The 25,179-nt window shown below is 62.8% G+C and carries 17 protein-coding genes and 1 pseudogene; 6 read left to right on the top strand and 12 right to left on the bottom strand.

Features of this window, described 5'->3' with window-relative positions:
* Positions 1-48: 48 nt before the first annotated feature.
* The 11 genes and pseudogenes from purD to TU75_RS07000 all read right to left on the bottom strand — a co-directional run bounded on the left by purD (position 49) and on the right by TU75_RS07000 (position 13,237).
* Positions 49-1,341: a phosphoribosylamine--glycine ligase gene (gene purD / locus TU75_RS06950; protein WP_060548527.1), complete on the bottom strand. Its 1,293-nt coding sequence runs from the start codon at positions 1,339-1,341 to the stop codon at positions 49-51.
* Positions 1,342-1,508: 167 nt separating this feature from the next.
* Positions 1,509-3,116, bottom strand: coding sequence for a bifunctional phosphoribosylaminoimidazolecarboxamide formyltransferase/IMP cyclohydrolase (gene purH / locus TU75_RS06955; RefSeq protein WP_015373669.1), 1,608 nt, complete (start codon positions 3,114-3,116; stop codon positions 1,509-1,511).
* 81 nt (positions 3,117-3,197) lie between these two features.
* Positions 3,198-3,518 carry a DNA-binding transcriptional regulator Fis gene (gene fis, locus TU75_RS06960; RefSeq protein WP_003221275.1) on the bottom strand — a complete coding sequence of 107 codons (321 nt, stop codon included), beginning with the start codon at positions 3,516-3,518 and terminating at the stop codon, positions 3,198-3,200.
* Positions 3,515-4,528, bottom strand: a complete 1,014-nt coding sequence (gene dusB / locus TU75_RS06965) for a tRNA dihydrouridine synthase DusB (protein WP_060548528.1) — start codon at positions 4,526-4,528, stop codon at positions 3,515-3,517. The genes fis and dusB overlap by 4 nt, the downstream gene beginning before the upstream one ends.
* Positions 4,529-4,714: 186 nt before the next feature.
* A complete protein-coding gene (locus TU75_RS06970; RefSeq protein WP_003233184.1) occupies positions 4,715-5,911 on the bottom strand; it encodes a DUF3426 domain-containing protein in 1,197 nt (398 codons plus the stop codon).
* A gap of 30 nt (positions 5,912-5,941) precedes the next feature.
* Positions 5,942-6,820 (bottom strand): 50S ribosomal protein L11 methyltransferase, encoded by an 879-nt coding sequence (gene prmA, locus TU75_RS06975; protein ID WP_060548529.1) that lies wholly within the window; start codon positions 6,818-6,820, stop codon positions 5,942-5,944.
* A 182-nt stretch (positions 6,821-7,002) separates the two neighbouring features.
* Complete coding sequence (accC, locus tag TU75_RS06980) at positions 7,003-8,364, bottom strand: acetyl-CoA carboxylase biotin carboxylase subunit (RefSeq protein ID WP_003233180.1); 1,362 nt, start codon at positions 8,362-8,364, stop codon at positions 7,003-7,005.
* Positions 8,365-8,381: 17 nt separating this feature from the next.
* Complete coding sequence (accB, locus tag TU75_RS06985) at positions 8,382-8,843, bottom strand: acetyl-CoA carboxylase biotin carboxyl carrier protein (protein WP_060548530.1); 462 nt, start codon at positions 8,841-8,843, stop codon at positions 8,382-8,384.
* 24 nt (positions 8,844-8,867) lie between these two features.
* A complete protein-coding gene (aroQ, locus tag TU75_RS06990; RefSeq protein ID WP_015373673.1) occupies positions 8,868-9,323 on the bottom strand; it encodes a type II 3-dehydroquinate dehydratase in 456 nt (151 codons plus the stop codon).
* 228 nt (positions 9,324-9,551) lie between these two features.
* A pseudogene (locus TU75_RS28495) lies at positions 9,552-10,067 on the bottom strand (methyl-accepting chemotaxis protein); the annotation flags it as partial.
* 1,499 nt (positions 10,068-11,566) lie between these two features.
* Complete coding sequence (locus tag TU75_RS07000) at positions 11,567-13,237, bottom strand: response regulator (RefSeq protein ID WP_060548532.1); 1,671 nt, start codon at positions 13,235-13,237, stop codon at positions 11,567-11,569.
* 300 nt (positions 13,238-13,537) lie between these two features.
* Here TU75_RS07000 and TU75_RS07005 point away from each other — a divergent pair, with 300 nt between their 5' ends.
* The 5 genes from TU75_RS07005 to TU75_RS07025 all read left to right on the top strand — a co-directional run bounded on the left by TU75_RS07005 (position 13,538) and on the right by TU75_RS07025 (position 18,695).
* Entirely contained in the window at positions 13,538-14,605 is a 1,068-nt protein-coding gene (locus TU75_RS07005) for a DUF2333 family protein (protein WP_003233172.1), read from the top strand.
* 2 nt (positions 14,606-14,607) lie between these two features.
* Positions 14,608-15,144 carry an NUDIX hydrolase gene (locus tag TU75_RS07010; protein ID WP_015373675.1) on the top strand — a complete coding sequence of 179 codons (537 nt, stop codon included), beginning with the start codon at positions 14,608-14,610 and terminating at the stop codon, positions 15,142-15,144.
* 183 nt (positions 15,145-15,327) lie between these two features.
* The gene (locus tag TU75_RS07015; protein ID WP_003233169.1) at positions 15,328-15,699 is read left to right on the top strand and encodes a translation initiation factor Sui1; all 372 of its coding nucleotides are present in this window, start codon (positions 15,328-15,330) and stop codon (positions 15,697-15,699) included.
* A 142-nt stretch (positions 15,700-15,841) separates the two neighbouring features.
* Entirely contained in the window at positions 15,842-17,755 is a 1,914-nt protein-coding gene (speA, locus tag TU75_RS07020; protein WP_003233168.1) for an arginine decarboxylase, read from the top strand.
* Positions 17,756-17,828: 73 nt separating this feature from the next.
* A complete protein-coding gene (locus TU75_RS07025) occupies positions 17,829-18,695 on the top strand; it encodes an alpha/beta hydrolase (protein ID WP_060548533.1) in 867 nt (288 codons plus the stop codon).
* Here the strand turns inward: TU75_RS07025 and TU75_RS07030 are convergent.
* The gene (locus tag TU75_RS07030) at positions 18,667-20,004 is read right to left on the bottom strand and encodes an MATE family efflux transporter (protein ID WP_060548534.1); all 1,338 of its coding nucleotides are present in this window, start codon (positions 20,002-20,004) and stop codon (positions 18,667-18,669) included. The genes TU75_RS07025 and TU75_RS07030 overlap by 29 nt on opposite strands.
* 263 nt (positions 20,005-20,267) lie before the next feature.
* Between TU75_RS07030 and TU75_RS07035 the strand changes: the two genes are divergently transcribed.
* The gene (locus TU75_RS07035) at positions 20,268-25,163 is read left to right on the top strand and encodes an alpha-2-macroglobulin family protein (protein ID WP_060548535.1); all 4,896 of its coding nucleotides are present in this window, start codon (positions 20,268-20,270) and stop codon (positions 25,161-25,163) included.
* Positions 25,164-25,179 lie beyond the last annotated feature (16 nt).

The raw sequence follows: 25,179 nt of genomic DNA on the forward strand, positions 1-25,179 counted from the left end.
GCATGAGTACGGCAAGGGCCGAAGGCCCTCACCTAACCGAACGGCTAGCTACGCGTTTTCGCCACGTTCACGGGCAATGGCGCGGTAGCCGATGTCCGTGCGGTAAAAACAGCCTTTCCAATCAATCTTCGCGGCCAACTTGTACGCCTGTTGCTGCGCGGCGTCGACACTGGCGCACATCGCGGTGGCGCACAACACGCGACCACCGGCGGTAACGACCTTGCCATCCTTGAGCGCGGTGCCCGCATGGAACACCTTGCCTTCCAGCGTAGCAGCGTCTTCGAGACCTTCAATCACATCGCCCTTGGCATAGTCGGCGGGGTAACCCCCGGCGGCCAGCACAATGCCGACGCTCGGGCGCGGGTCCCACTGCGCTTCGATCTTGTCCAGGGCCTGGGCCAGAGCGGCTTCCACCAGCAGCACCAGGCTCGATTGCAGGCGCAGCATCACCGGCTGGGTTTCCGGGTCGCCGAAGCGGCAGTTGAACTCGATGACTTTCGGGTTGCCGGCCTTGTCGATCATCAGTCCCGCGTACAGGAAACCGGTGTAGACGTTGCCTTCGTCGGCCATGCCGCGCACGGTCGGCCAGATCACCAGGTCCATGACGCGCTGATGCACGTCGCTGGTGACCACCGGGGCAGGGGAGTAGGCGCCCATGCCGCCGGTATTCGGACCGCTGTCACCGTTGCCGACGCGCTTGTGGTCCTGGCTGGTGGCCATCGGCAATACGTTCTTGCCATCGACCATCACGATAAAGCTGGCTTCTTCGCCGTCGAGGAACTCCTCGATCACCACCCGCGAACCTGCATCACCAAAGGCATTGCCGGCGAGCATGTCGCGCACGGCGTCTTCGGCTTCCTGCAGGGTCATGGCGACGATCACGCCTTTACCGGCGGCCAGGCCATCGGCCTTGATCACGATCGGCGCGCCTTTTTCACGCAGGTAAGCCAGGGCCGGCTCGATCTCGGTGAAGTTCTGGTAGTCGGCGGTCGGGATCTTGTGGCGCGCCAGGAAATCCTTGGTAAAGGCTTTCGAGCCTTCCAGTTGCGCGGCGCCGGCGGTAGGGCCGAAGCAATCCAGGTTACGGCTGCGGAACAGATCGACGACGCCGGCAACCAGCGGCACTTCCGGGCCGACGATGGTCAGGGCAACGTTCTTCTCGGCAAAATCTGCCAACTGCTCCAGGGCCAGCACGTCGATGGCGACGTTTTCGCACTTGGCTTCGATGGCGGTACCGGCGTTGCCGGGGGCGACGAAGACTTTCTGGACGCGTGGGTCCTGGGCAACTTTCCAGGCCAGGGCGTGTTCACGGCCACCGCTGCCAATGATCAAAACATTCATTTCAAAAACCTCGGATGACGCTGAATTCTGGAAACAATGCGGGCTGCTTTTCTGTGGGAGCGGGCTTGCCTGCGATGGCATCGACTCGGTGCATCTGATACATCGAGTCGCCCGCATCGCAGGCAAGCCAGCTCCCACACAAGCCAGTGCCCACCAGGCAAATTGGATCAGTGACGGAAGTGGCGCATGCCGGTGAAGACCATGGCTATGCCGGCTTCATCAGCGGCGGCAATTACTTCGGCGTCACGCATCGAGCCGCCTGGCTGGATGACGGCGGTCACACCGGCTTTCGCGGCATTGTCCAGGCCGTCGCGGAACGGGAAGAACGCGTCGGACGCCATCACCGAACCCACCACCTGCAAACCGGCGTGCTCAGCCTTGATCGCGGCGATACGCGCCGAGTTCACGCGGCTCATCTGGCCCGCGCCGACGCCGATGGTCTGGCGGTTCTTGGCGTACACAATGGCGTTGGATTTAACGTACTTGGCCACTTTCCAGGCGAAGATCAGGTCGTTGATCTCTTGCTCGGTCGGCGCGCGCTTGGTCACGACTTTCAGGTCTTCGCTGCCGATCATGCCGATGTCGCGGCTCTGTACCAGCAAGCCACCGTTGACGCGCTTGTAGTCCCACGCAGCGGCGCGGTCAGCCGACCACTCGCCGCAGGCCAGCAGGCGCACGTTGGCCTTGGCGGCAACGATGGCGCGGGCTTCTTCGCTGACGCTTGGGGCGATGATCACTTCGACGAACTGCCGCTCGACGATGGCCTTGGCGGTCTCGGCGTCCAGCTCACGGTTGAAGGCGATGATGCCGCCGAAGGCCGACTCGGTGTCGGTGGCGTAGGCCAGTTCGTAGGCCTGGCGAATCCCGCCTTCCGCGTCGGGGCTGACCGCCACGCCGCACGGGTTGGCGTGCTTGACGATCACGCAGGCCGGCTTGACGAAGCTCTTCACGCACTCCAGCGCGGCGTCGGTGTCGGCCACGTTGTTGTAGGAAAGCTCTTTGCCTTGCAGCTGGGTCGCGGTGGCGATGCCGACTTCGGCAGGTTTGGCTTCCACGTAGAACGCCGCGCTCTGGTGCGGGTTCTCGCCGTAGCGCATTTCCTGCGCCTTGATGAACTGGCTGTTGAAGGTGCGCGGGAATTGGCTGCGGTCGGAGGTCGAGAGGGTGTCGGCGGCCTGATTCACGGTGCCCATGTAGTTGGCGATCATGCCGTCGTAGGCGGCGGTGTGTTCGAACGCCTTGAGCATCAGGTCAAAGCGCTGGGCGTAGGTCAGGCCACCGGCCTTGAGGCCTTCGAGCACCTGGGCGTAGTCGCTGGCGTTGACCACAATGGCCACGTCTTTATGGTTCTTGGCCGCCGAGCGGACCATGGTCGGGCCGCCGATGTCGATGTTTTCGATGGCGGTCGGCAGGTCGCAGCCGGGCTTGTTGATGGTGGCTTCGAACGGGTAGAGGTTGACGGCCACCAGGTCGATCGGCTTGATGCCGTGCTCGCTCATGATGGCGTCGTCGATACCGCGACGGCCGAGAATGCCGCCGTGGATTTTCGGGTGCAGGGTCTTGACCCGACCGTCCATCATTTCTGCGAAACCGGTGTAGTCCGCCACTTCCACTGCGGCCACGCCGTTGTCCTGCAGCAGTTTGAAGGTCCCGCCCGTGGAGAGGATTTCCACGCCCAGGGCTTCCAGCTCCCGGGCAAATTCGAGGATCCCGGTCTTGTCGGAAACACTGATCAAGGCGCGGCGGATCGGCAGGCGGGTAGTCTGGTCGGTCATTTCAATTTCCATCAAAAGCAAAGGAGTCAGCAAAAAAGGCGACCGGTTCTACGCGGGCGCCTTTCTGGTTGGATTGAATGCTTACAGCAAATCGTACTGCTTGAGCTTTTTGCGCAAGGTGCCACGGTTGAGGCCGAGCAGCTCACTGGCTTTGGTCTGGTTGCCCTTGACGTAGTTCATCACGCTTTCGAGCAAGGGCGCCTCGACTTCGGAAAGCACCAGGTTGTACACGTCCGTGACGGAAGCGCCCTCAAGGTGGGCGAAATAATTGTGCAGCGCCTTCTCCACACTCCCGCGAAGGGTCTGGCCTTCTTCGCTCGGCGTGTTCAGGTGCTGTTTCAAATTGACGTTGTCGCTCACGGGTGCTGTTCCACTCACTAAAGTCTCGGTCATCATCGTCATGCGGCCACCCATTCTCCGTCCCCTGCTTTCAGGCTCTTGTCTCGCTCGGTAAAGAACTCACGAACGGCGGTGACCTGTGCTTGCGTTTCATCCAAACGATTGAACCCGGCGCGAAACTCCCTGGCGCCTGGCAGGGTTGCGAGATACCAACCCACATGCTTGCGAGCAATGCGCACGCCCATCACATCGCCATAAAACGTGTGAAGGGCCGCCAGATGCTCTAGCAGAATACGTTCCACCTCGGGCAGCTCCGGTGCCGGCAATACCTCGCCGGTGCGCAGGAAATGCTCGATCTCACGAAAGATCCATGGCCGCCCCTGAGCGGCCCGGCCAATCAACAGGCCATCGGCGCCGGTGGCGTGCAGCACGCGCCGGGCTTTCTCGGCTGAGTCGATATCGCCATTGGCAAACACCGGCATCGACACCGCCTGCTTGATCGCGGCAATGGTGTCGTACTCGGCTTCACCGGTATACAGATCGGCGCGTGTGCGACCATGCACCGCCAGCGCCGTAATGCCTGCCTGTTCGGCGATCTTCGCCACCGTCAGGCCGTTCTTGTTGTCCCGGTCCCAGCCGGTACGGATCTTCAGGGTCACCGGCACATCGACTGCGGCCACAACGGCCTGCAGGATCTCGGCAACCAACTGCTCGTCCTTCAACAGCGCGGAACCGGCGGCCTTGTTGCAGACCTTCTTGGCCGGGCAGCCCATGTTGATATCAATGATCTGTGCACCCAGCTCCACATTGGCCCGGGCCGCGTCCGCCAGCATCTGCGCATCACCACCGGCGATCTGTACCGAGCGGGGCTCGGGATCACCTTCGTGGATCATGCGCATCCGCGATTTGCGGGTGTTCCACAAGCTCATGTCGCTGGTGACCATTTCCGAGACTACAAGACCCGCACCCAAGCGTTTGCACAGCTGACGAAAGGGCTGGTCGGTGACACCCGCCATCGGGGCGAGGATCAAGCCGTTCTGCAATGTGTATGAGCCGATGCGTACCGCCGACATAGGACTTCCCTGTTGTGGGGCCGGATCATTAGAGTTCGAAAAAGGGTTGGCATGATACCCGCTCTCGATGACTGGATAAAGGCTGAATTGGATAAAATCTGAACAGTTATTTCTTTATCGCCGCCGGTCAGGTGGCCGGCGGCCTTGGCATGAAACTGCCGCCAAAGCCCCGCTGTGCGGACCTTTTCACTCGGGCGAATGAAAGCTCAGGCTGTAATTCACGGCTTTGTTGCCGGGGTCGAGGATATCCAGGGAAATATGGATCGGCGTTTGTGATGGCATTTCGCTCACTCCGGCCAGTTCGCCGCTCAGGTATTCGGCAGGCTTGAAGCGACGACTGGCGATCAGGCCACCGTTCATGTCGGCAAAGCGCAGTTCCAGCAAGGGGAAGGGCTGGGAGAATGTCGCACGGTTGTAGATGATCGCATCCACCACCAGTGCACCAGCGAATTCAGGGTGGCTGCGCACCACCAGGTTGCTGCTCTTGATATGCGCGATATCGACCCGCGATGGCACCTTGCAGCCCAGCACGGGGCACACTTGCTGGAACCAGGGGCGGTAAGCGTCCTGGCGCGCGAGGTCGTCGAACTGGTAGGCAATGAACTGCCCGGCGAGGCCGGCAGCGGCGAGCAGCACCAGCAGTATCCACAGCAGGCGACGGCCCGGCGTCGATGCGGGTTTTTGCGTGTACAGGTGCAGCGGGTCGTCTTCGAGGTCCAGCAGTTGCTCGTCGTGAACACGGGTCTCGGCGCGCGGGCGCTTGCGGCGCAGCGGCGGGCGTTGTTCCTGCGGTTCGGCGGCGTGGGTCAGGAGCGTGAACGGAGGGTCAGGATTTTCATCCTCCACCGCGGGTTCGTCGTCGATGGCCTCGACGCGCCGCGACATGGACGGCTCGGTGCGCTGCCGGCCACCGCTCGGCTCAGCGGGCTCGTCGACAGTCTGGGTGCGCTCCTGCGGCGGTTCGCTGAACAGGCTCGCGGCCCATTTTTCTTCCTCGGCCTTCACGTTGTCGCGGCTGGCGCTGAGGGCATCGTCCTTTTGTCGACGGTCGGAGCCTGCGTGACGACGCTCCGCGCCCAGCGGTTTTTCGCGTTGTTCCAGCTTGGCCAGTTCTTCGTCCAGATCCAGGTTGTCCAGGTCCAGCTCTTCTGCGGTCCACTGTTTCTGGCTGATGGCGCGCGGCGACTCGGGTGTCGGTTCGACGGCGACCGGCAGGTCGGCGTCGCCGGCCTCGGCGCGCTGATCGAGCAATTGGCGCAGGGCGTTGAACACCTGAAGACACGAGCCGCAACGCACCACGCCGCGGGCCGCACTCAATTGAGCGTGGTTGACGCGAAAGCGCGATTGGCAATGTGGGCACTGGGTGACGAAACTGTCGCTCATGCGTTCATCCGATTCAGGCAGGCGGTCATTCTAGCGCCGACGTCCGCTGATGCGTACCCAGCCATCGCGGTTGGCGATCGGGTCCAGCTCGAAATCCTTGGCGTAAGCCGCGGCCACGTCTTCGCCCTGCTCGGCCAGGATGCCCGACAGGGCCAGGTGCCCGCCCGACCGGACCAGGCTCGACAGTTGCGGCGCCAGGGAAACCAGCGGGCCGGCGAGGATGTTGGCCACCAGCACATCGGCCTGTACCTGCGGCAAATCTGCCGGCAGGTAGAGTGGGAATTTGCCTTCAGGAATGTTGTTTCGCCCGGCGTTGTCGCGGGACGCTTCCAGTGCCTGCACGTCGATATCGGTGCCCACGGCCTCCCTGGCGCCCAGCAACAGTGCGGCGATGGCCAGGATCCCCGAGCCGCAGCCGAAGTCCAGCACATTGCAGTCGGTCAGGTCCTGGCCGTCCAGCCATTCCAGGCACAGCGCGGTGGTGGGGTGGGTGCCGGTGCCGAACGCCAGGCCCGGGTCCAGCAGCAGGTTGACCGCATCGGGTTCAGGCGCGGCGTGCCAGCTCGGCACGATCCACAGGCGCTGGCCGAAACGCATCGGCTGGAAGTTGTCCATCCAGCTGCGCTCCCAGTCCTGGTCCTCGATCACTTCGCTGTGATGCTCGGGCAGCGGGCTGCCGGTGAGCAGTTCCATATGGGCCAGCACGGTGGCGGCATCGGTGCCGTCTTCGAACAGCGCCAGCAAATGGGTGTGAGACCACAGCGGGGTGGTGTTGAGCTCGGGTTCGAAGATCGGCTGGTCTTCGGCGTCCATGAAGGTCACCGACACGGCGCCCACTTCGAGGAACGCGTCTTCGTAGGTTTCGGCTTGTTCTGGGCTGATGGCGAGACGGACTTGCAGCCAAGGCATGGCGGGCACCTTTGGAAAAAATGAGTGTGCGACGGCAGGGTCGCGAAAGCGCGCAAGTTTACGCGAGCGGCGAGTTTGTGGCGAGCGGGCTTATGTGGGAGCTGGCACACATGGGGCGGCGGTGTTCTTGAGGGTCCACAAACAACAAAGCCGCCCGAAGGCGGCTTTGTTGGGTGGGGCACTTACTGGTTGGCCAGCTTGTGTTCCAGGTAGTGAATGTTCACCCCCCCTTCGCAGAAGCCTTCATCGCGGACCAGCTCCCGGTGCAGCGGGATGTTGGTCTTGATGCCGTCTACCACGATTTCGTCCAGGGCATTACGCATGCGGGCCATGGCCTCGTCGCGGGTGGCGCCCCAGGTGATCAGCTTGCCGATCAGCGAGTCGTAGTTGGACGGAACCTTGTAGCCGCTGTACAGGTGCGAATCGACGCGAACGCCGTTGCCGCCCGGAGCATGGAAGTGCTTGACCAGGCCTGGACTCGGGATAAAGGTTTTCGGGTCTTCGGCGTTGATGCGGCACTCGAGGGAGTGGCCATGCATCTTCACGTCGTCCTGGGTGAAGGACAGCACGTTGCCGGCGGCGATGCTCAGCATCTCCTTGACGATGTCGATACCAGTGACCATCTCCGATACCGGGTGCTCTACCTGCACACGAGTGTTCATCTCGATGAAGTAGAAGCGACCGTTCTCGTAGAGGAACTCGAAGGTGCCGGCGCCACGGTAGTTGATGTCGATGCACGCCTTGACGCAGCGCGCCAGTACTTCCTGGCGAGCCTTTTCATCCAGGCCCGGTGCCGGGGCTTCTTCCAACACCTTCTGGTGACGACGTTGCAGCGAGCAATCGCGGTCGCCCAGGTGGATGGCGTGGCCCTGGCCATCGGACAGCACCTGCACTTCCACGTGACGTGGGTTGGTCAGGTACTTCTCCAGGTAGACCATCGGGTTGCCGAACCAGGCGCCCGCTTCGGAGCGGGTCTGCTTGGCGGCTTCGATCAGGTCTTCTTCCTTATGCACCACGCGCATGCCGCGACCACCACCGCCACCGGCGGCCTTGATGATCACCGGGTAACCGACTTCGCGACCAATGCGCAGGGCGGTTGCCTCGTCTTCCGGCAGCGGGCCGTCGGAGCCTGGAACGGTCGGCACGCCGGCCGCGATCATCGCGTCCTTGGCCGAGACCTTATCGCCCATCAGACGAATGGTGTCGGCTTTCGGGCCGATGAAGGCAAACCCGGACTTCTCGACCTGTTCGGCGAAATCGGCGTTTTCCGCAAGGAAGCCGTAGCCCGGGTGGATACCATCAGCGCCGGTCACTTCAGCGGCCGCGATGATGTTCGAGACCTTCAGGTAAGAGTTCGCGGCCAGTGGCGGGCCGATGCAGATGCTTTCGTCCGCCAGTTTCACGTGCATCAATTCGGTATCGGCCGTCGAGTAAACAGCGACGGTCTTGATGCCCTCTTCCTTACAGGCGCGCAGGATACGCAGCGCGATCTCGCCGCGGTTGGCGATCAGGACTTTTTGCAGTTTCTTCGCAGGTTTCAACATCGAAGGTGCTCCGCGGTTCAAGCGATGGTGAACAGCGGCTGGTCGTACTCAACCGGCTGACCGTTTTCTACCAGGATGGATTCAATGACGCCGGCTTTTTCAGCGGTGATGTGGTTCATCATCTTCATCGCTTCAACGATGCAGATGGTGTCGCCCACTTTCACGGTCTTGCCGACTTCAACGAAGGCTGGCGAGGTCGGTGCCGGGGTGCGGTAGAAAGTACCGACCATTGGCGACTTGACCACGAAGCCGTTCAGCACAGGCTCTGCCGGTGCGGCAGGCGCGGCGGCGGCAGGTGCGGCGGCCGGAGCAGCAGCGGCTGGAGCCGGCGCTTGCATCTGCGGCGCGTAAAACTGTTGAGCCGGGGTCTTGCTGTGACGGCTGATCCGTACGGACTCTTCGCCTTCCTTGATTTCCAGCTCGTCGATACCGGATTCTTCCAGCAGTTCGATCAGTTTCTTGACTTTACGGATATCCATGAATCATCAACTCCCAAGGGACGGTCAGGGGCGCTTGGCCGGTTGTTCAAGTTGTTCCAGGGCGGCCTCCAGGGCCAGTCGGTAACCGCTGGCGCCAAGGCCGCAGATCACACCTACCGCTACATCGGAAAAGTAGGAGTGATGGCGGAAAGCTTCGCGTTTGTGCACGTTCGACAAATGCACTTCGATGAATGGGATGCTCACCGCCAGCAGCGCGTCACGTAATGCAACACTTGTGTGCGTAAAAGCGGCGGGATTGATCAGGATAAAATCCACGCCTTCGCCACGCGCGGCATGGATGCGATCAATCAATTCGTACTCGGCGTTGCTTTGCAGGTAGAGCAAATGGTGGCCGGCTTCACGAGCCCTGCGTTCCAGGTCGAGGTTGATCTGGTCCAGGGTGACTGCCCCGTAGACGCCCGGTTCGCGGGTGCCAAGCAGGTTCAGGTTGGGTCCGTGAAGGACCAGAAAGGTCGCCATCGGCTGTTCCTTGTTATTGATGTGGGTACGACAGAACCCGGCGACTATGCCGCAAAGCCTTTGTGACTGTCCAGTTCTATGCAGTAGGCAGCACGATTAGCGAGGATTGCGAAAAATTTGTGACTGGGGGGCGGTATTCGGTCATAGGTAACACCGTCTCGAATCCTGTGGGGAACAAATGCGGGAGTAACGAAGCTCAAAGGTGGGAGCAGGCTTGCTCCCACATTTTTATACGCGGAAAGCTTTGACAGCGGTATTGAGCTGCCCACCCAGCACCAGCAGATGCTCACCCTGGCTGCGCCCCTGCCCGATCCGCAGCAGATTATCCTCACCCAGTTGATGAATCCGCTCGCTGTTGTCGCGTATCTCGCTCACTGCGCCACTTTGCTGCGCGGTCACGTCGGCGATACGCACCGCCGTCTCGGCAATGGTCTGGATCGCCCCGACGATCTCATCCAGCGCGCCATCCGCCGCCTGGGCTTGCTGGGCGGTGGCCTCGGCGTGTTCGACCTGGGTGCGCATGCCTTGCACCGACTGATGGGCGGCGGTTTGCAGGCCGGCGATCAGGCTCTGGATCTGGGCAGTGGCGCCGGCGGTGCGCTGGGCCAGGGAGCGCACTTCGTCGGCGACCACGGCGAACCCGCGCCCGGCCTCGCCGGCGCGGGCGGCTTCAATGGCCGCGTTGAGCGCCAGCAGGTTGGTCTGGTCGGCAATCGAGCGGATCACGGTGAGCACGCCGCCGATGGTGGCCGATTCTTCTGCGAGTTTTTCGATCATCTGCGCGTTCTGCTGCACCTCGCCCACCAGCGCGCGCAGCCCGGTCAGGCTCAGGCCGATCACGCGCTGGCCCTGTTCCACCGCCTGACCGGCGCTGCGACTGGCGCCGGCGGCCTGGCTGGCATCGCCGGCAACCTGCTGGATGGTCGCCTCCAGTTCGCCCAGCGAGTCGCGAATCTGCGCGGTGTCCCCGGCCTGGCGTTCGGCGCCGTCGTGCAGGCCGCTGCTCAGCTCGGCCAGGGTGCGACTGGTGCCGGCCACTGCTTCGGCATTGCCGCGAATGGTGCCTACCAGTTCCACCAGATACGTGCGCAGACGGTTGAGGGACGCTTCGATGTCATGCAGTTCGCGGTTGGTCCGGCCCAAGGCAATCGGCTGGCTGAAGTCGCCTTCGGCCCAGGTCGACAGGGCCGGTGCCAGGCTGGTCAGTGTGCGCGCCAGGTGCCGTTGCAGGGTGTCGATCAGCAGCGCGATCAGCAGGATCAGGCCGATCATCAGCCCTTGCATCAGGCGCACTTCGCCCTGGATCTTGCCGTGCTGGGCGCGCACCACCGGCTCCAGCCCGGCAATGGCCTGCTGCACGGCGGCGATTTTCAGTTGGGTGGCGGTGCCGAGATCAGCGCGTTGCTGGATCTGTTCGCGGGTACGCTTGAGTTCGGCGGGGTAGCGGGTGAGCAGGCTGTTGAGTTCACGCTTGAGGTCCACGCCAGTGTCCTGGGCTTCGGCCTGCGTGGTGTTTTCCAGGCCCATCAGCGCTGAAAAATCGTCGGCATTGGACTCGGCGTTGGCCTTGACGCCCAGCAGCGGCAGGTGTTCCAGCACCTCGGCCTGAGTGCGGATATTGCTGACTTCGCGCTCCACATCGTCGGCCAGTTCCGCGCGCCCGCTGCTCACCACTTTGTCGCGGGCCAGGGATAACCGGCCCAGGTGCTGCGACGCTGCCAGCAGCGGCGGCAGGTAGCGGGTGGCGTCCGCCGAGTTTACGCCGCTGGCGTACTGACTGAGCTGGTCAAGGTTGGCGCCCACTTCACGCTCGGCTTGCAGCAACAGGGCCTGGGGATCGCCGGCCAGTTTACCGGCGGCCAGCAGGTCGGTTTTGCTGAAGGCTTCCAGGTTCGTCAGGCTGGGGCGCAGACTTTGCGCAAGCTCGGCGGGCAGTTCGTCGAGCTGCCGCAACAGGGTTTCCAGGCTCTGGCCGGCGCTGCTCAGGCGCAGGGCATCGCCGCTGGCCAGGTAGTCGTCGATATTGCGCGCGGCCTGGTTCTGAAACGTCTGTGACAGGCCCAGGTAACGCTCCATGAGCAAATAGGGGCGCTCCAGCGCGCGTTGCGACCACCACAGCGTCGCCCCCAGCGCCAGGCATACGGCCACGAGCAGCAGGGTATTGAGATTGGTCAGCAGCTTCAGGCGCATGCGAGGTTTCTACCGACAGCAAAAGGTAAGCGCCTGAAGTTATTGCGTTTTCATTACATCCGTATGACGGAATCAGTCGATTCAGGTGAAAAGATGGCACTTTGATTCGAGGCGTGCGCGGCATGCACGCGGTTGCGCCCGGCGTGCTTGGCGCGGTACAGCGCTTCGTCGGCCTGGGCGGCCATCATCAGGCTGTCGGAATCGTCGCGCAGCGCCACCAGCCCGGCGCTGAAGGTGCACCACAAATCCTGCGGCTTGGCCGGGTAGTGGATTTCGGCAAAGCGCCCACGAATCTCATCCAGCACCCTGCAGGCCGACTCCAGGTCGGTATCGGGCATCACGATGGCGAATTCTTCGCCGCCGTAGCGCCCGATGTAGTCGGTTTTGCGCAGGCGCTGCTTGAGAAACAGCGCCAGGCTCTTGATCACGCGGTCGCCCATGGGGTGGCCGTGGCTGTCGTTGACCCGCTTGAAGTGGTCGATGTCGAGCATGGCAAAGCTCAGCGGCTTGTTTTCGCGGCGTGCGCGAAAGCTGCAATCTTCGAGCAGTTGCAGGATATGAGTGTGGTTGTACAGCCCGGTCAGGCTGTCACGCACCATCCGCGCCTTGAGGTTACGGGCGCGGGCAGCGCGGTTGCGCACGGTGGTGATCAGGTGGCGCGGCTTGATCGGCTTGGTGAGGAAGTCGTCGCCGCCTTCGCTCATGGCGTCCAGCTGCTTGTCCAGGTCGTCTTCGGCCGACAGGTAGATGATCGGCACACTCACGTAGCGGTCGTTATGCCGGATCACTTTGGCCAGTTCGGTGCCGGTGCAGGCGGGCATGTACATGTCGAGGATGATCAGGTCGGGCTGAAAATCGGCCAGCTCGGCCATGGCCTGGATCGGCTCGATCAGCGTGCGGGTGACGATGCCGGCGCTATTGAGCAGACGCTCCGTGTGCAGCGCCTGGGCCCGCGAATCGTCGATGATCAACACTTTATAGGGTTCGTACTGGGCGACGCAGGTGAGCACCTCGATCTTTTCCAGCAGGCTAGACGCTTCGAGGGTGCCGGTGAGGAATTCCTGGCCGCCGGCACGCACCGCCGCCAGGCGCGTCGGGGTGTCGGTTTCATGCAGGCTGAAAAACAGCAGCGGCAGTTTCTGCTCCAGCCCCTCCTGGGCTTCGGCGGCGAGTTTGAGGCCCATGCCCGCGCCGCAGAAGTCCACGTCCATCACCAATGCCGACGGCAGGCGCTCGGCCATGGACGAGCGAAACGCCGCGACGCTGTCCAGGGATTGTGCACTTAAACCAAAGAATTCCAGCTGCTTGGCCAGCCGTTCGGCGCGGTCGTGATCGGCCAGCATCACGTAGATCGGCTTGCGCATCGGCGGCAGGAAGGTTTGCTCCAGTTGATCGCCCTGGCGCAGGCCGGTGCGCGACAGGCGCTGCATCAGGCGGTTGAGGTCGGTGATCAGGTGGCTGCTCAGGCGGCCGCGATTGGCGTCCACCGCTTTGAGCGAGTCGCCGATATGCCGCGCCAGCTGGCTGTGTTCGGGCTGTTCGAAGCGCTCGGCAAAGCGCAGCAGGCGCAGGTTGGCTTCGCTGAGTTCGCAAAAGTCGGCCTCGGACCATTCGCTGCGTTGCAAGCGCTGCCAGATCTCGAGAATTTGACGCGCCTGATGAATTACCCGCTGGGCAAAGTGCTGCTTGAGGCGCTCACGGCTGGGGTCTTCTGACTCGGTCATATCCTGACTACTAGTTAGGCTGCATGCTGAGGTCGACTGATGGCGCTATGCTAGCACCTCTTTCGGTCGGATGAGTGTCGTATGTCAATAAACTGCGACGCAGCCGATATTCAGTCACCGTGTTGCCGACGCGCCGCGCAAAAAAAAGCGTGCATCCTTTATAGTCGACTGCCCGACAACCGCCAGTTTGCGCAAAGCCTGCGCACTGACGGGCACGATGGGTTAGGGTTGTGGTCGGACTATTTGAACGCACGCCGCCTTTTGAAGTGCATGAACTCAAGTGATTGAAAGGATATCGCCATGCTGGACTGGAAAAATCGCGCAGGCAGTGCCAAAGGCCCCGCCCCTGAGCCCAAGTCGACCCACCGCGGCTATTTGCGCAGCGTCCTGATGAGCCGCGCCGTGCTGGGTGTGCTCGGCTTGTACCTGTTGGTCACCGGCGCCCTGGGCTGGTATTGGAGCGAAGAGCCTGCGCTGTTTCCGGTGCAGCAGAATGCCCAGCTTGCCGCCGAGCAGGAAGGCAAGCAGATGGTGATCGGCTACACCACCGTCGAAACCCTAAAGACCGTGGTCGGCACCTTGCTGAACAAACCGGGCGGCTATATCTCCAACGACCGCTTCCCGCCTGGCCTGTGGATGGACAACATGCCGAGCTGGGAGTACGGCGTGCTGGTGCAGGTGCGTGACCTCACCCGTGCCCTGCGCAAGGACTTCGCCCGCTCCCAGTCTCAATCGGCCGAAGACGCAGATCTGGCCAAGGCCGAGCCGCGCTTCAATTTCGACAACAAGAGTTGGGTGCTGCCATCCAGCGAGTCGGAATACCAGGAAGGCATCAACTCCCTGAGCCGCTACGAAGCACGTCTGTCCGACCCGAACCAGCGCGGCGCGCTGTTTTACGCGCGTGCCGACAACCTCAACAACTGGCTGGGCGATGTGGCCACGCGCCTGGGCTCGCTGTCGCAACGTCTGTCGGCCAGCGTAGGCCGGGTGAAACTCAACACCGCGCTGAAAACCGAGGCGCTGGCACCGGGTGAGGTGCCGCAGGTCGATGAAGAAGTGGTGGAAACCCCATGGATGCAGATCGACAACGTGTTCTACGAGGCACGCGGGCAGGCCTGGGCCTTGTCCCACCTGCTGCGCGCGATCGAAGTCGATTTTGCCGACGTGCTGGCCAAGAAAAACGCCACCGTGAGCGTACGTCAGATCATTCGTGAGCTGGAGGCCTCGCAGGAACCGGTGTGGAGTCCTATGATTCTTAACGGCAGTGGCTTCGGTGTACTGGCGAACCATTCGCTGGTGATGGCCAACTATATTTCCCGAGCAAACGCTGCAGTGATCGATTTGCGTCAGCTCCTCAATCAGGGTTGATGATGGACACAATGGAGAAAGAGGCCGCCCACCGAGCGGCCTCGGATGCTGAACTGATCTGCTGGGTGGACGAGCAGGACAACCTGCTCGGCCACCTTGTACGTTCCGACCTTCGCCAGCGCGGCCTGATCGGCCGCTGCACCTTTATCTTTCTGTTCAACGCCAAGGGCGAGCTGTGTGTGCATCGGCGCACCCTGAGCAAGGCGCTGTACCCCGGATTCTGGGACACGGCAGCCGGTGGCATGGTGGCGGCCGGGGAAAGCTATGCCGTGTCGGCGGCCCGTGAACTGGAAGAAGAGCTTGGGGTGAGCGGGGTTGAGCTGGTCGAACATGACCACTTCTACTTCGAAGACGGCGACAGCCGGCTGTGGTGCAAGTCCTACTCCGCGGTGTGGGACGGGCCCTTGTGCGTGCAGCCCGAAGAGGTCATGGAAGCGCGCTTTTTACCCCTCCAAACCGTCCTCGCAGAGGCCGAGCAAAAGCCTTACTGCCCGGACGCCCAGGAGGGCTTGCGGCGCTATCTGGCTTCACGTCGCTAAAGCAGCATGAATTGGCGCCATTTGGCCCTTAGCAAGCTGCGTTTTTGCCGTTACACTGCGCGCCTTTTCACCCGAACCGCCTTGGCGGTTTGGTAGCGCTGCCCCTGCCTGAGTGGGGCTTCGCGGTCGATATTCGCCCTGTGCGAGCATCGATCAGTCTCCATCCTCCCAAGAGGATTGCCGGTGGCCAAAAAAGCCGCATCCTTCGCCGCCCTCGGTGGCCTGGTATTTTCCACCGACGCAGGTCGACACTGCCCGGACTGTCGCCAGCCCGTGGACGCCTGCCTCTGCAAACAGACCCAGATCCCCGAAGGTGACGGCATTGCCCGCGTGCGCCGCGAAAGCAAAGGCCGTGGCGGCAAGACGGTGACCACCATCACCGGCGTGCCCCTGGCCGAAGACGCGCTCAAGGAACTGGCCACTTCGCTGAAAAAGCGCTGTGGCACCGGCGGTGCGTTGAAGGACGGGGTCATCGAGATCCAGGGCGATCACGTCGAACTGCTGTTGGCCGAGCTGATCAAGCTCGGTTACAAGGCCAGGAAGTCCGGCGGCTGAGAGCCGCTTGCCAACCTGTGTCTAAACTCTGCCCCGCAGGCGAGGTCTCACCTGCTTACAGGCAAATCGTCATTTTTATTCTTTAGACTGCGCCAGCCTCCGCTTGAGGTGGCGCTTTCGCCTTCATTTATAGGGGACTTCGATGTCCGTACGACGCACACGCAAAGACGATGGCAGCCAATGGACCGTTGCGGACAGCCGCAGTGTTTACGGGATTCGCCATTGGGGGGCCGGGTATTTCGCGATCAATGAAGCCGGTCGCGTCGAAGTCCGTCCCAACGGCCCGAACAGCACCCCTGTCGACCTCTACGAGCAGGTTGACCAACTGCGTAAAAGCGGCCTGTCGCTGCCGTTGCTGGTGCGTTTCCCCGATATTCTGCAAGACCGCGTGCGCCAGCTCACCGGAGCCTTCGATGCGAACATCGAGCGCCTGGAATACCAGAGCAAATACACCGCGCTGTACCCGATCAAGGTGAACCAGCAGGAGGCGGTGATCGAAAACATCATCGCCACCCAGAACGTGTCCATCGGCCTGGAAGCCGGCTCCAAGCCGGAGCTGCTGGCGGTGCTGGCCCTGGCACCCAAGGGCGGCACCATCGTCTGCAACGGTTACAAGGACCGTGAGTTCATCCGCCTGGCACTGATGGGCCAGAAGCTCGGCCACAACGTGTTTATCGTGATCGAAAAAGAATCCGAAGTTGAGCTGGTGATCGAAGAGGCCGCCAGCCTCAAGGTCAAGCCACAGGTCGGCCTGCGCGTGCGCCTGTCGTCCCTGGCCTCGAGCAAGTGGGCCGACACCGGTGGCGAAAAGTCCAAGTTCGGCCTGTCGGCGGCGCAATTGCTGTCGGTGGTTGAGCGCTTTCGTGCAGCCGGCCTGGATCAGGGCATCCGCCTTCTGCACTTCCACATGGGTTCGCAAATCGCCAACCTGGCTGACTACCAGCACGGCTTCAAGGAAGCCATTCGTTACTACGGCGAACTGCGCAACCTCGGCCTGCCGGTGGACCACATCGACGTGGGCGGTGGCTTGGGCGTGGACTACGACGGCACCCACTCGCGCAACGCCAGCTCCATCAACTACGACATGGACGACTACGCCGGCGTGGTGGTGGGCATGCTCAAGGAATTCTGCGACGCGCAGAGCCTGCCGCACCCGAACATCTTCTCCGAAAGCGGCCGCTCGCTGACCGCCCACCACGCCATGCTGGTGGTGCAGGTTACCGACGTCGAAAAACACAACGACGAAATCCCGACCATCGAAAACAAGGAAAGCCTGCCCGAAACCGTGCAATGGCTGGTGGACTTGCTGGGTCCGACCGACATCGAGATGGTCACCGAAACCTACTGGCGCGCCACCCACTACATGAGCGACGTGGCCACCCAGTACGCTGATGGCAAGCTGACCCTGGCCGAAAAAGCCCTGGCCGAACAGTGCTACTTCGCCGTGTGCCGCCGCCTGCACAACTCGCTCAAGGCGCGTCAGCGTTCCCATCGCCAGGTGCTGGACGAGCTCAATGACAAGCTGGCCGACAAGTACATCTGCAACTTCTCGGTATTCCAGAGCCTGCCCGACACCTGGGCCATCGGCCAGGTGCTGCCGATTCTGCCGCTGCACCGCCTCGACGAAGAGCCGTTGCGCCGCGCGGTGTTGCAGGACCTGACCTGCGACTCCGACGGCAAGATCAAGCAATACGTCGACGAGCAGAGCATCGAGACCAGCCTGCCGGTGCACGCCCTTAACGAAGGCGAAGACTACCTGCTGGGTATCTTCCTGGTGGGCGCGTACCAGGAAATTCTGGGTGATATGCACAACCTGTTCGGTGACACCGACTCGGTGAACATCTACCAGCGCGAAGACGGCTCGGTGTACAGCGCTGGCATCGAAACCCACGACACCATCGAAGACATGCTGCGTTACGTGCACCTGTCGCCGGAGGAGTTGATGACCCACTACCGCGACAAGTGCGCGAGCGCGAAGATCTCCGCGTCGGAACGCACCCAGTTCCTGGACGCGTTGCGTCTGGGCCTGACGCGATCCTCGTACCTGTCCTCGTAACCCCTGTGGGAGGGGGCAAGCCCCTCCCACATTTGAAGCACTGCTAATCCTGAACTTTTGTGGGGGCTGAGCAATGTCCAGCAAATGGCTGCAAATGTTCACTCTCGCGATGGCTGCCTTCCTGGCAGCCTGCTCGCCCATCAAAGTGCTCAATGCACTCACACCCTCCAGCACCTTCACCAAAACATCCGCAATCGCCTACGGCAGCGATCCCCGCCAGACACTCGATATCTACCGCCCCGTTCCGGCTATTTCCAATGCTCCGGTAGTGGTGTTTTTCTACGGCGGCACCTGGAACAGCGGCGCCAGAGACGATTACGGTTTCGTCGGCGAAGCCCTGGCCTCGCGCGGCATTGTGGTGGTGATTGCCGATTACCGGCTCTACCCGCAAGTGCGCTACCCCGCGTTTTTGCAGGACGGCGCAAAAGCAGTAGCCTGGACCGTTCAGCACGGCGCCGAATACGGTGCCGACCCCAAGCGGCTCTACGTGATGGGCCACAGCTCCGGCGCGTACAACGCCGCGATGCTGGCGCTGGATGCTCGCTGGCTGAGGGAAGAGGGTTTGACCCCTTCGATATTCAAAGGCTGGATCGGCCTGGCCGGGCCTTATGACTTTTTGCCGATTGAAAACCCGGACGTGAAACCGGTGTTTTTCTTCCCCGATTCACCGCCGGATTCGCAGCCGATCAACCATGTCAGCGCTGCGGCGCCGCCGAGCCTGTTGATCGCTTCGAATGACGACAACTTGGTCAATCCCACGCGCAATACTGGTGGGCTGGCTGAGCGTCTGAGGGTGGCTGGCGTGCCGGTGCAGACATTCTATTTCAGCCGCACCAACCATCAGACGCTGGTGGCGGCCCTGTCCAAACCCCTGCGCTGGCTGGCGCCAGTGCTGGATCGCGTCACGGCATTCATCCAAGCCAGCGACCCTGTCGATTAAGGCGCCAGGCAATGGCCCACAAGGTAAGGCTGCGCACCGCCATGAACAGCAGGAAGCTGATCCACAGGCCGTGGTTGCCGTAACCCTGCAACAGCCAGGCAATGGGCAACAGGATCAGCACCGTCAGCAGCATGCCGTTGCGCATCTCGCGCGCGCGGGTGGCGCCGATAAACAGACCGTCGAGCACGTAACTCCACACCGCAATCAGCGGTAGCACCGCCAGATACGGCAGGTAGCGGTCGGCGGTGTCGCGCACACTGGGGATGTCGGTCTGCATGGCGATAAACAGGTGGCCGGCGAAGGTGAACAGCAGGGCGAAGCCGACGCTGGCGATCAGTGACCAGCCGCAGGCGACGATCAGTGAGCGGCGCAAAGCCTGGCGGTCGTGGGCGCCGATGGCGTGACCGCACAGGGCTTCCACCGCGTGGGCCAGGCCGTCCAGTGCGTGGGCAGTCAGCAACAGGCCGTTGAGCAGCAGCGCATTGGCCGCCACCGTGGCATCACCCAAACGCGCGCCTTGCACGGTGATCATGAAAAACACCGACTGCAAGGCCAGGCTGCGGATAAAAATGTCGCGGTTGACCGCCAGCAGCGGGCGCCAGTTCTGCCACACCTTGAGCGCGGCCCAGGCGATCTGTCCGGGGTAGGCGCGCAGGGCCTTTTGCGTGAGTGCCAGGCCCAGCAGGGCGCCGGTCCATTCGGCGATCACCGACGCGCGTGCGGAGCCGAGCACGCCCCAATCCAGGCCGAGCACGAACCACAGGTTGAGTGCGATGTTCACCAGGTTGGTGGTCAGCAGAATCGCCAGCGGCGCCCGAGCGTTCTGGGTGCCGAGAAACCAGCCGACCAGGGCGTAGCTGGCCAGCGCGGCAGGCAGGCCGAACAGGCGGGTGTGGAAGAACTCGCGGGTGAGTTGGCCCAGTTCGGGCGAAGGCTGCATCCATTCCAGCGCCAGATGGCTCAGAGGGATGCCCACGGTGCCGAGCAGCATCGCCAGGCCCAGCGCCAGCAGCAGGCCCTGCAGCAGAATTTGCCGCAACGCCGCGCCGTCATTGCGCCCGGCAGCCTGGGCGGCAAAGCCGGTGGAGCCCATGCGCAGAAAGCCCATGGCCCAGGCGAGGAAGGTATACAGCGTGGCCCCGACCGCGACCGCGCCCAACTGGTGGGCGTGGGGCAAGTGGCCGATGACCATGCTGTCCACCAGCGCCACCAGCGGCACGGAGATGTTCGAAAGAATCATCGGCGCCGCCAGCGCCCAGACACGGCGATGAGTGGGGCGGTCGCGCCAGTCGGTCAATAAGGTCGGCATGGGGGCTCCTTCGGGGAGCGGCATTGTAACCTCGTATTAACCACACCAAGGAACCAATGTGGGAGGCATTGTCGCGCAGCAAACAGCGTCTCTGTGGCGAGCGGGCTTGCCACAGGAGTGTGATTGCCTGAAGTTTCAGGTTTTAAAATCAACCCGTTATTTTGTGTTTGATAAAAGGTCTCTCCACCTTTTGATCTCCAGCGGCAGTCTCGCTACGGCTGATATATAGTTCACACCCGGTTCCCTCTTACTACGAGTGCCCCATGCTTAACAAAGGATTGTTCCTGGCCTGTGCGCTGGCCCTGCTGAGTGCCTGCGATTCTTCCGATAAACCGGCTGCACCGTCTGCGCCCAGCGCGGCGGCAGTGCCCAAATCGGCCAGGGCGGCGCCGGATGTGGCAGCGTTGAAGCAGCGCTACGCCGGGCGCGAGTTGAGTGTGGTGGACGTGTCCGAGGTGCAACTGGACGGCGCCAGCACGCTGTCGGTGAGCTTTTCCATTCCCCTGGACCCCGATCAGACATTCGCCGACAAGCTCCATCTGGTCGACAGCAAGTCCGGCAAGGTCGATGGCGCCTGGGAGCTGTCCGACAACCTGATGGAACTGCGCCTGCGCCACCTTGAGCCGCAGCGCAAACTGGTGCTCACCGTCGACCCCGGAGTGAAGGCGGTGAACAACGCTCTGCTGCCCGCCGAATACAGCGCCCGCCTGGAAACCCGCGACCTGCAAGCCACCGTCGGCTTCGCCAGCCGCGGCACCCTGTTGCCTACGCGTCTGGCCGAAGGTTTGCCGGTGATTGCGCTGAATGTTGACAAGATCGACGTGGAATTCTTCCGCATCAAGCCCGAATCCCTGCCTTCGTTCCTGGCGCAGTGGGGCCGCAACACCAGCCTGCAAAGCTACGAGTCCCAGGAGCTGCTGCCCCTGGCCGACCTGGTCTACGGTGGCCGTTTCGACCTGAACCCGGCACGCAACACCCGCGAGACGCTGTTGTTGCCGATCGCAGGCCTCAAGCAATTGCAGCAACCGGGCGTGTATCTGGCGGTGATGCGCGCGTCGGGCACCTACAATTACTCGCAGCCGGCCACACTGTTCACCTTGAGTGATATCGGCCTGTCGGTGCATCGCTACGCCAATCGTCTGGATGTATTTACCCAGGCACTGGAAGGCGGCAAGGCGCTGGAGGGCGTCGAGCTTGAAGTGCTGGACGCCGAGGGCCGCGTATTGGGTCAGGGCAAGACGGAACAGGGCGGCCACGCCGAGCTGCCGCTGCCGAAAAAAGCCCAGGTGCTGTTGGCCAGGCAGGGCGAGCAAACCAGCCTGTTGCGTCTGGACAGTGCGGCCCTGGACCTGGCCGAATTCGATATCGGCGGGCAACCGTCGCACCCGTTGCAGTTTTTTGTGTTCGGCCCGCGCGACCTGTATCGCCCCGGCGAAACGGTGCTGCTCAATGCTCTGTTGCGCGACAAGGACGGCAACGCCGTCAAGCCGCAGCCGGTGAGCGTCGAGGTGCGCCGCCCGGATGAACAGGTGAGCCGCAAGTTCGTGTGGGAAGCCGACGCCTCCGGCCTCTATCAATACCCCTTGCAACTGGCAGGCGAAGCGCCGACCGGGCGCTGGCAACTGGTGTTCGATCTGGGTGACGGCAAGCCGCAGCTGTATGAATTTCTTGTCGAGGACTTCCTGCCCGAGCGGTTGGCGCTGGAACTCAAGGGCAGCGACACCGCGCTGAGCCCGGCGGACAACCCGGTGATCCAGGTGAATGGGCGCTACCTGTACGGCGCGCCGGCATCGGGCAATCGGGTCAGCGGCCAAGTCTACGTGCGCCCGCTGCGTGAGGCGGTCAAGTCGCTGCCGGGTTATCAATTCGGCTCGGTCACCGAAGAAGAGCTGAGCCAGGATTTCGAACTGGACGAAAGCGTACTCGACGCCAAAGGCCAGCAAGCGTTGACCCTGGAAAGCAAATGGTCCGAGGCCAAGTCGCCGCTGCAACTGATCGTGCAGGCCAGCCTGCAGGAGTCCGGCGGGCGCCCGATCACCCGGCGTCTGGTGCAGCCGATCTGGCCGGCCGAGCAACTGCCTGGCCTGCGCGGGCTGTTTGACGGCAAGGAAACCAATGGCGACGGCCCGGCGGAATTCGAAGTGCTGGTGGCCAACCAGGAAGGGCAGAAGCTCGCCGCGCACAACCTCAAGGTGCGCCTGGTGCGCGAGCGCCGCGACTACTACTGGAACTACTCCGACAACGACGGCTGGAGCTATCACTTCAACGAAAAATTCCTCAACCTCGACGAGCAGATCCTCAACATCAAGGCCGGCGACACCGCCAGAGTCAGCTTCCAGGTGGAATGGGGCCCGTACCGCGTCGAAGTGGAAGACCCGCAGACCGGGTTGGTCAGCAGCCTGCGGTTCTGGGCCGGTTACCAGGCCCAGGACAACACCGAAGGCGGCGCCGTGCGCCCGGATCAGGTCAAGCTGGCACTGGATAAACCCGCCTATGGCGACGGCGACACAGCGAATGTCACGGTGACGCCGCCGGCGGCTGGTAAAGGCTACCTGTTGGTGGAATCCGCCGAAGGGCCGTTGTGGTGGGAGGAAATCGACGTACCTGCCGAAGGCAAAAGCTTTGCCGTGAAACTGGACCCGAAATGGGCGCGGCATGACCTGTACGTGAGTGCGCTGGTGGTTCGTCCCGGCGAGCGCAAGGCCAATATCACCCCCAAGCGGGCCGTGGGCCTGTTGCACCTGCCGCTGGATCGCACCCAGCGCAAACTCGCCCTGACCCTCACGGCGCCGGAAAAAATGCGCCCCAAACAACCGCTGACGGTGAAGATTGCCGCCAAAAACGCCGACGGCAGCGTGCCCAAGCAGGTGCATGTGCTGCTGGCGGCGGTGGACGTGGGCATTCTCAATATCACCGAATACCCGACACCCGACCCGTACTCCAGCCTGTTCGGCCGCAAGGCCTATGGTGTCGATCAGTTCGACATCTACGGCCAGTTGATCGAGGCCGGGCAGGGCCGTCTGGCCAGCCTGGCGTTCGGTGGTGACGCGGCGCTGGCCAAGGGCGGCAAGCGCCCGGACACCAGCGTGACCATCGTCGCCCTGCAAAGCGCGCCGGTTACCTTGAACGAGCAGGGCGAGGGCGAAGTCAGCGTCAATATTCCCGACTTCAACGGCGAACTGCGCCTGATGGCCCAGGCCTGGAGCGATGACCGCTACGGCATGGCCGAAGGCAAGACAGTGATCGCCGCGCCGCTGATCGCCGAACTGTCGGCGCCGCGCTTTCTGGCCGGTGGCGACCAGACTACCCTGGCGCTGGACCTGTCCAACCTGTCGGGCAAGGCGCAGAAACTGGAGGTGCAGTTGCGCGCCGAAGGGCAACTGGAGTTGGTCAACAGCGGCGCGCAAACCGTCGAATTGAAGCAGGGCCAGCGCACCACGTTGCGCATTCCGGTGAAAGCCTGGGGCGGCCTGGGGCAGGGCAAGGTCAAGGTGAGCGTCAACGGCCTGGACCTGCCGGGGGAAAACCTGCCGCCTTTCAGCCGCGAATGGACGCTGGGCGTGCGCCCGGCCTACCCGGCGTTGCTCAAACATTACCGCGCGGTGCTCAAGGATCAGCCGTGGAGCCTGCCAGCGGGCGCGCTGGATCAGTTCGACGCCTCCGGGCGTGAGGCGCTGTTGAGCCTGTCGAGCCGGCCGCCGTTGAACCTCGGCGCGCAAATCGCGGCGCTCAAGGCGTACCCCTACGGTTGTCTGGAGCAAACCGCCAGCGGCCTGTACCCCTCGCTGTATGCCGACGAGGCGTTGCTCAAGCGTCTGAGCATCAAGGGCGAGCCGGACGCCGAGCGCAAGCGCAAGATCGAACTGGGCATCGAGCGCCTGCTGGGCATGCAGCGCTATAACGGCAGCTTTGGCCTGTGGGGCGCCGATGGCGAGGAAGAGTACTGGCTGACCGCCTATGTCACCGACTTCCTGCTGCGCGCCCGCGACCAAGGCTTTGCGGTGCCGCCTGAAGCCTTGAAAAAAGCCAGTGAGCGCCTGCTGCGCTATGTGCAGGAGCGTAACCTGATCGAGGTGGATTACAGCGACAACGCCGAACACACCCGCTTTGCCGTGCAGGCCTACGCCGGTATGGTGCTGGCGCGCAGTCAACAGGCACCATTGGGCGCATTGCGCAGCATTTTCGAGCGGCGCAGCGACGCGCGTTCCGGGTTGCCGCTGGTGCAACTGTCCATCGCCTTGCAGAAGATGGGCGATCAGCCACGGGCCGATCAGGCGTTACAGGCAGGGCTCGCCGCCCAGCGCAGCGCCAAGGAATGGCTGGCCGACTACGGCAGCCCGCTGCGCGATCAGGCGATGATTCTGGCGTTGCTGGAGGAAAATGACCTGGCCAAGGGCACGCGTGAAGAGCGCCTGTTCAGCTTGTCGGACCAATTGGCGGCCAGCCCGTACCTGTCGACCCAGGAGCGCAATTCACTGTTCCTGGCCGGGCGGCTCGGGTTTTCCCTGCCCGAGGCGAACTGGCAGGTAGCCCTGACCGGCAGCGGCGGCACGCAGGAGCTGAACAACCAGCACTCCACCGTGCAACTGGATGACACGTCGCTGGCAAGCGACATCAGCCTGAGCAATGGGGGCCAAACGCCGGTGTATCAGCAATTGACCATTTCCGGTTATCCACAGGTGCCACCAGCACCGGGCGGCGACAACCTGAGTATCCGCCGCGAATACCTGGGCATGAACGGTCAGCCGCTGAACCTGCACAACCTCAACAGCGGCGACCTGGTGCTGGTGCACCTGACGGTCGGCGCCAAACAGCGCGTGCCGGATGCCCTGGTGGTGGACCTGCTGCCGGCCGGTCTGGAGCTGGAAAACCAGAACCTGGCGCAAAGCGCCGCCAGCCTGGAAAACGCCAGCAGCCAGGTGAAGGAATGGCGCGAGTCGATGCAGAACGCCTCGCTCAAGCATCAGGAGTTCCGCGATGACCGCTACGTGGCGGCGCTGAACCTGGACGGCTACGGCGCCACGCACCTGCTGTACCTGGCGCGTGCGGTCACCCCGGGCACCTACCGTGTGCCGCCGTCGCAGGTGGAGTCGATGTACCGGCCGAACTGGCAGGCGGTGGGAGAGACCCCGGCAGACATGGTGATCAAGGGCCGCTGAGGCCCGGCACTGAACG

Source organism: Pseudomonas poae (genome assembly GCF_001439785.1).
Classification (GTDB): Bacteria; Pseudomonadota; Gammaproteobacteria; order Pseudomonadales; family Pseudomonadaceae; genus Aquipseudomonas; species Aquipseudomonas poae.

What these genes read in the sequence shown, in the direction of transcription:
- purD (WP_060548527.1), bottom strand. Translation starts at nt 1,341, where the DNA reads ATGAATGTTTTGATCATTGGCAGCGGTGGCCGTGAACACGCCCTGGCC.
- purH (WP_015373669.1), bottom strand. Translation starts at nt 3,116, where the DNA reads ATGACCGACCAGACTACCCGCCTGCCGATCCGCCGCGCCTTGATCAGT.
- fis (WP_003221275.1), bottom strand. Translation starts at nt 3,518, where the DNA reads ATGACGATGATGACCGAGACTTTAGTGAGTGGAACAGCACCCGTGAGC.
- dusB (WP_060548528.1), bottom strand. Translation starts at nt 4,528, where the DNA reads ATGTCGGCGGTACGCATCGGCTCATACACATTGCAGAACGGCTTGATC.
- TU75_RS06970 (WP_003233184.1), bottom strand. Translation starts at nt 5,911, where the DNA reads ATGAGCGACAGTTTCGTCACCCAGTGCCCACATTGCCAATCGCGCTTT.
- prmA (WP_060548529.1), bottom strand. Translation starts at nt 6,820, where the DNA reads ATGCCTTGGCTGCAAGTCCGTCTCGCCATCAGCCCAGAACAAGCCGAA.
- accC (WP_003233180.1), bottom strand. Translation starts at nt 8,364, where the DNA reads ATGTTGAAACCTGCGAAGAAACTGCAAAAAGTCCTGATCGCCAACCGC.
- accB (WP_060548530.1), bottom strand. Translation starts at nt 8,843, where the DNA reads ATGGATATCCGTAAAGTCAAGAAACTGATCGAACTGCTGGAAGAATCC.
- aroQ (WP_015373673.1), bottom strand. Translation starts at nt 9,323, where the DNA reads ATGGCGACCTTTCTGGTCCTTCACGGACCCAACCTGAACCTGCTTGGC.
- TU75_RS07000 (WP_060548532.1), bottom strand. Translation starts at nt 13,237, where the DNA reads ATGACCGAGTCAGAAGACCCCAGCCGTGAGCGCCTCAAGCAGCACTTT.
- TU75_RS07005 (WP_003233172.1), top strand. Translation starts at nt 13,538, where the DNA reads ATGCTGGACTGGAAAAATCGCGCAGGCAGTGCCAAAGGCCCCGCCCCT.
- TU75_RS07010 (WP_015373675.1), top strand. Translation starts at nt 14,608, where the DNA reads ATGGACACAATGGAGAAAGAGGCCGCCCACCGAGCGGCCTCGGATGCT.
- speA (WP_003233168.1), top strand. Translation starts at nt 15,842, where the DNA reads ATGTCCGTACGACGCACACGCAAAGACGATGGCAGCCAATGGACCGTT.
- TU75_RS07025 (WP_060548533.1), top strand. Translation starts at nt 17,829, where the DNA reads ATGTCCAGCAAATGGCTGCAAATGTTCACTCTCGCGATGGCTGCCTTC.
- TU75_RS07030 (WP_060548534.1), bottom strand. Translation starts at nt 20,004, where the DNA reads ATGCCGACCTTATTGACCGACTGGCGCGACCGCCCCACTCATCGCCGT.
- TU75_RS07035 (WP_060548535.1), top strand. Translation starts at nt 20,268, where the DNA reads ATGCTTAACAAAGGATTGTTCCTGGCCTGTGCGCTGGCCCTGCTGAGT.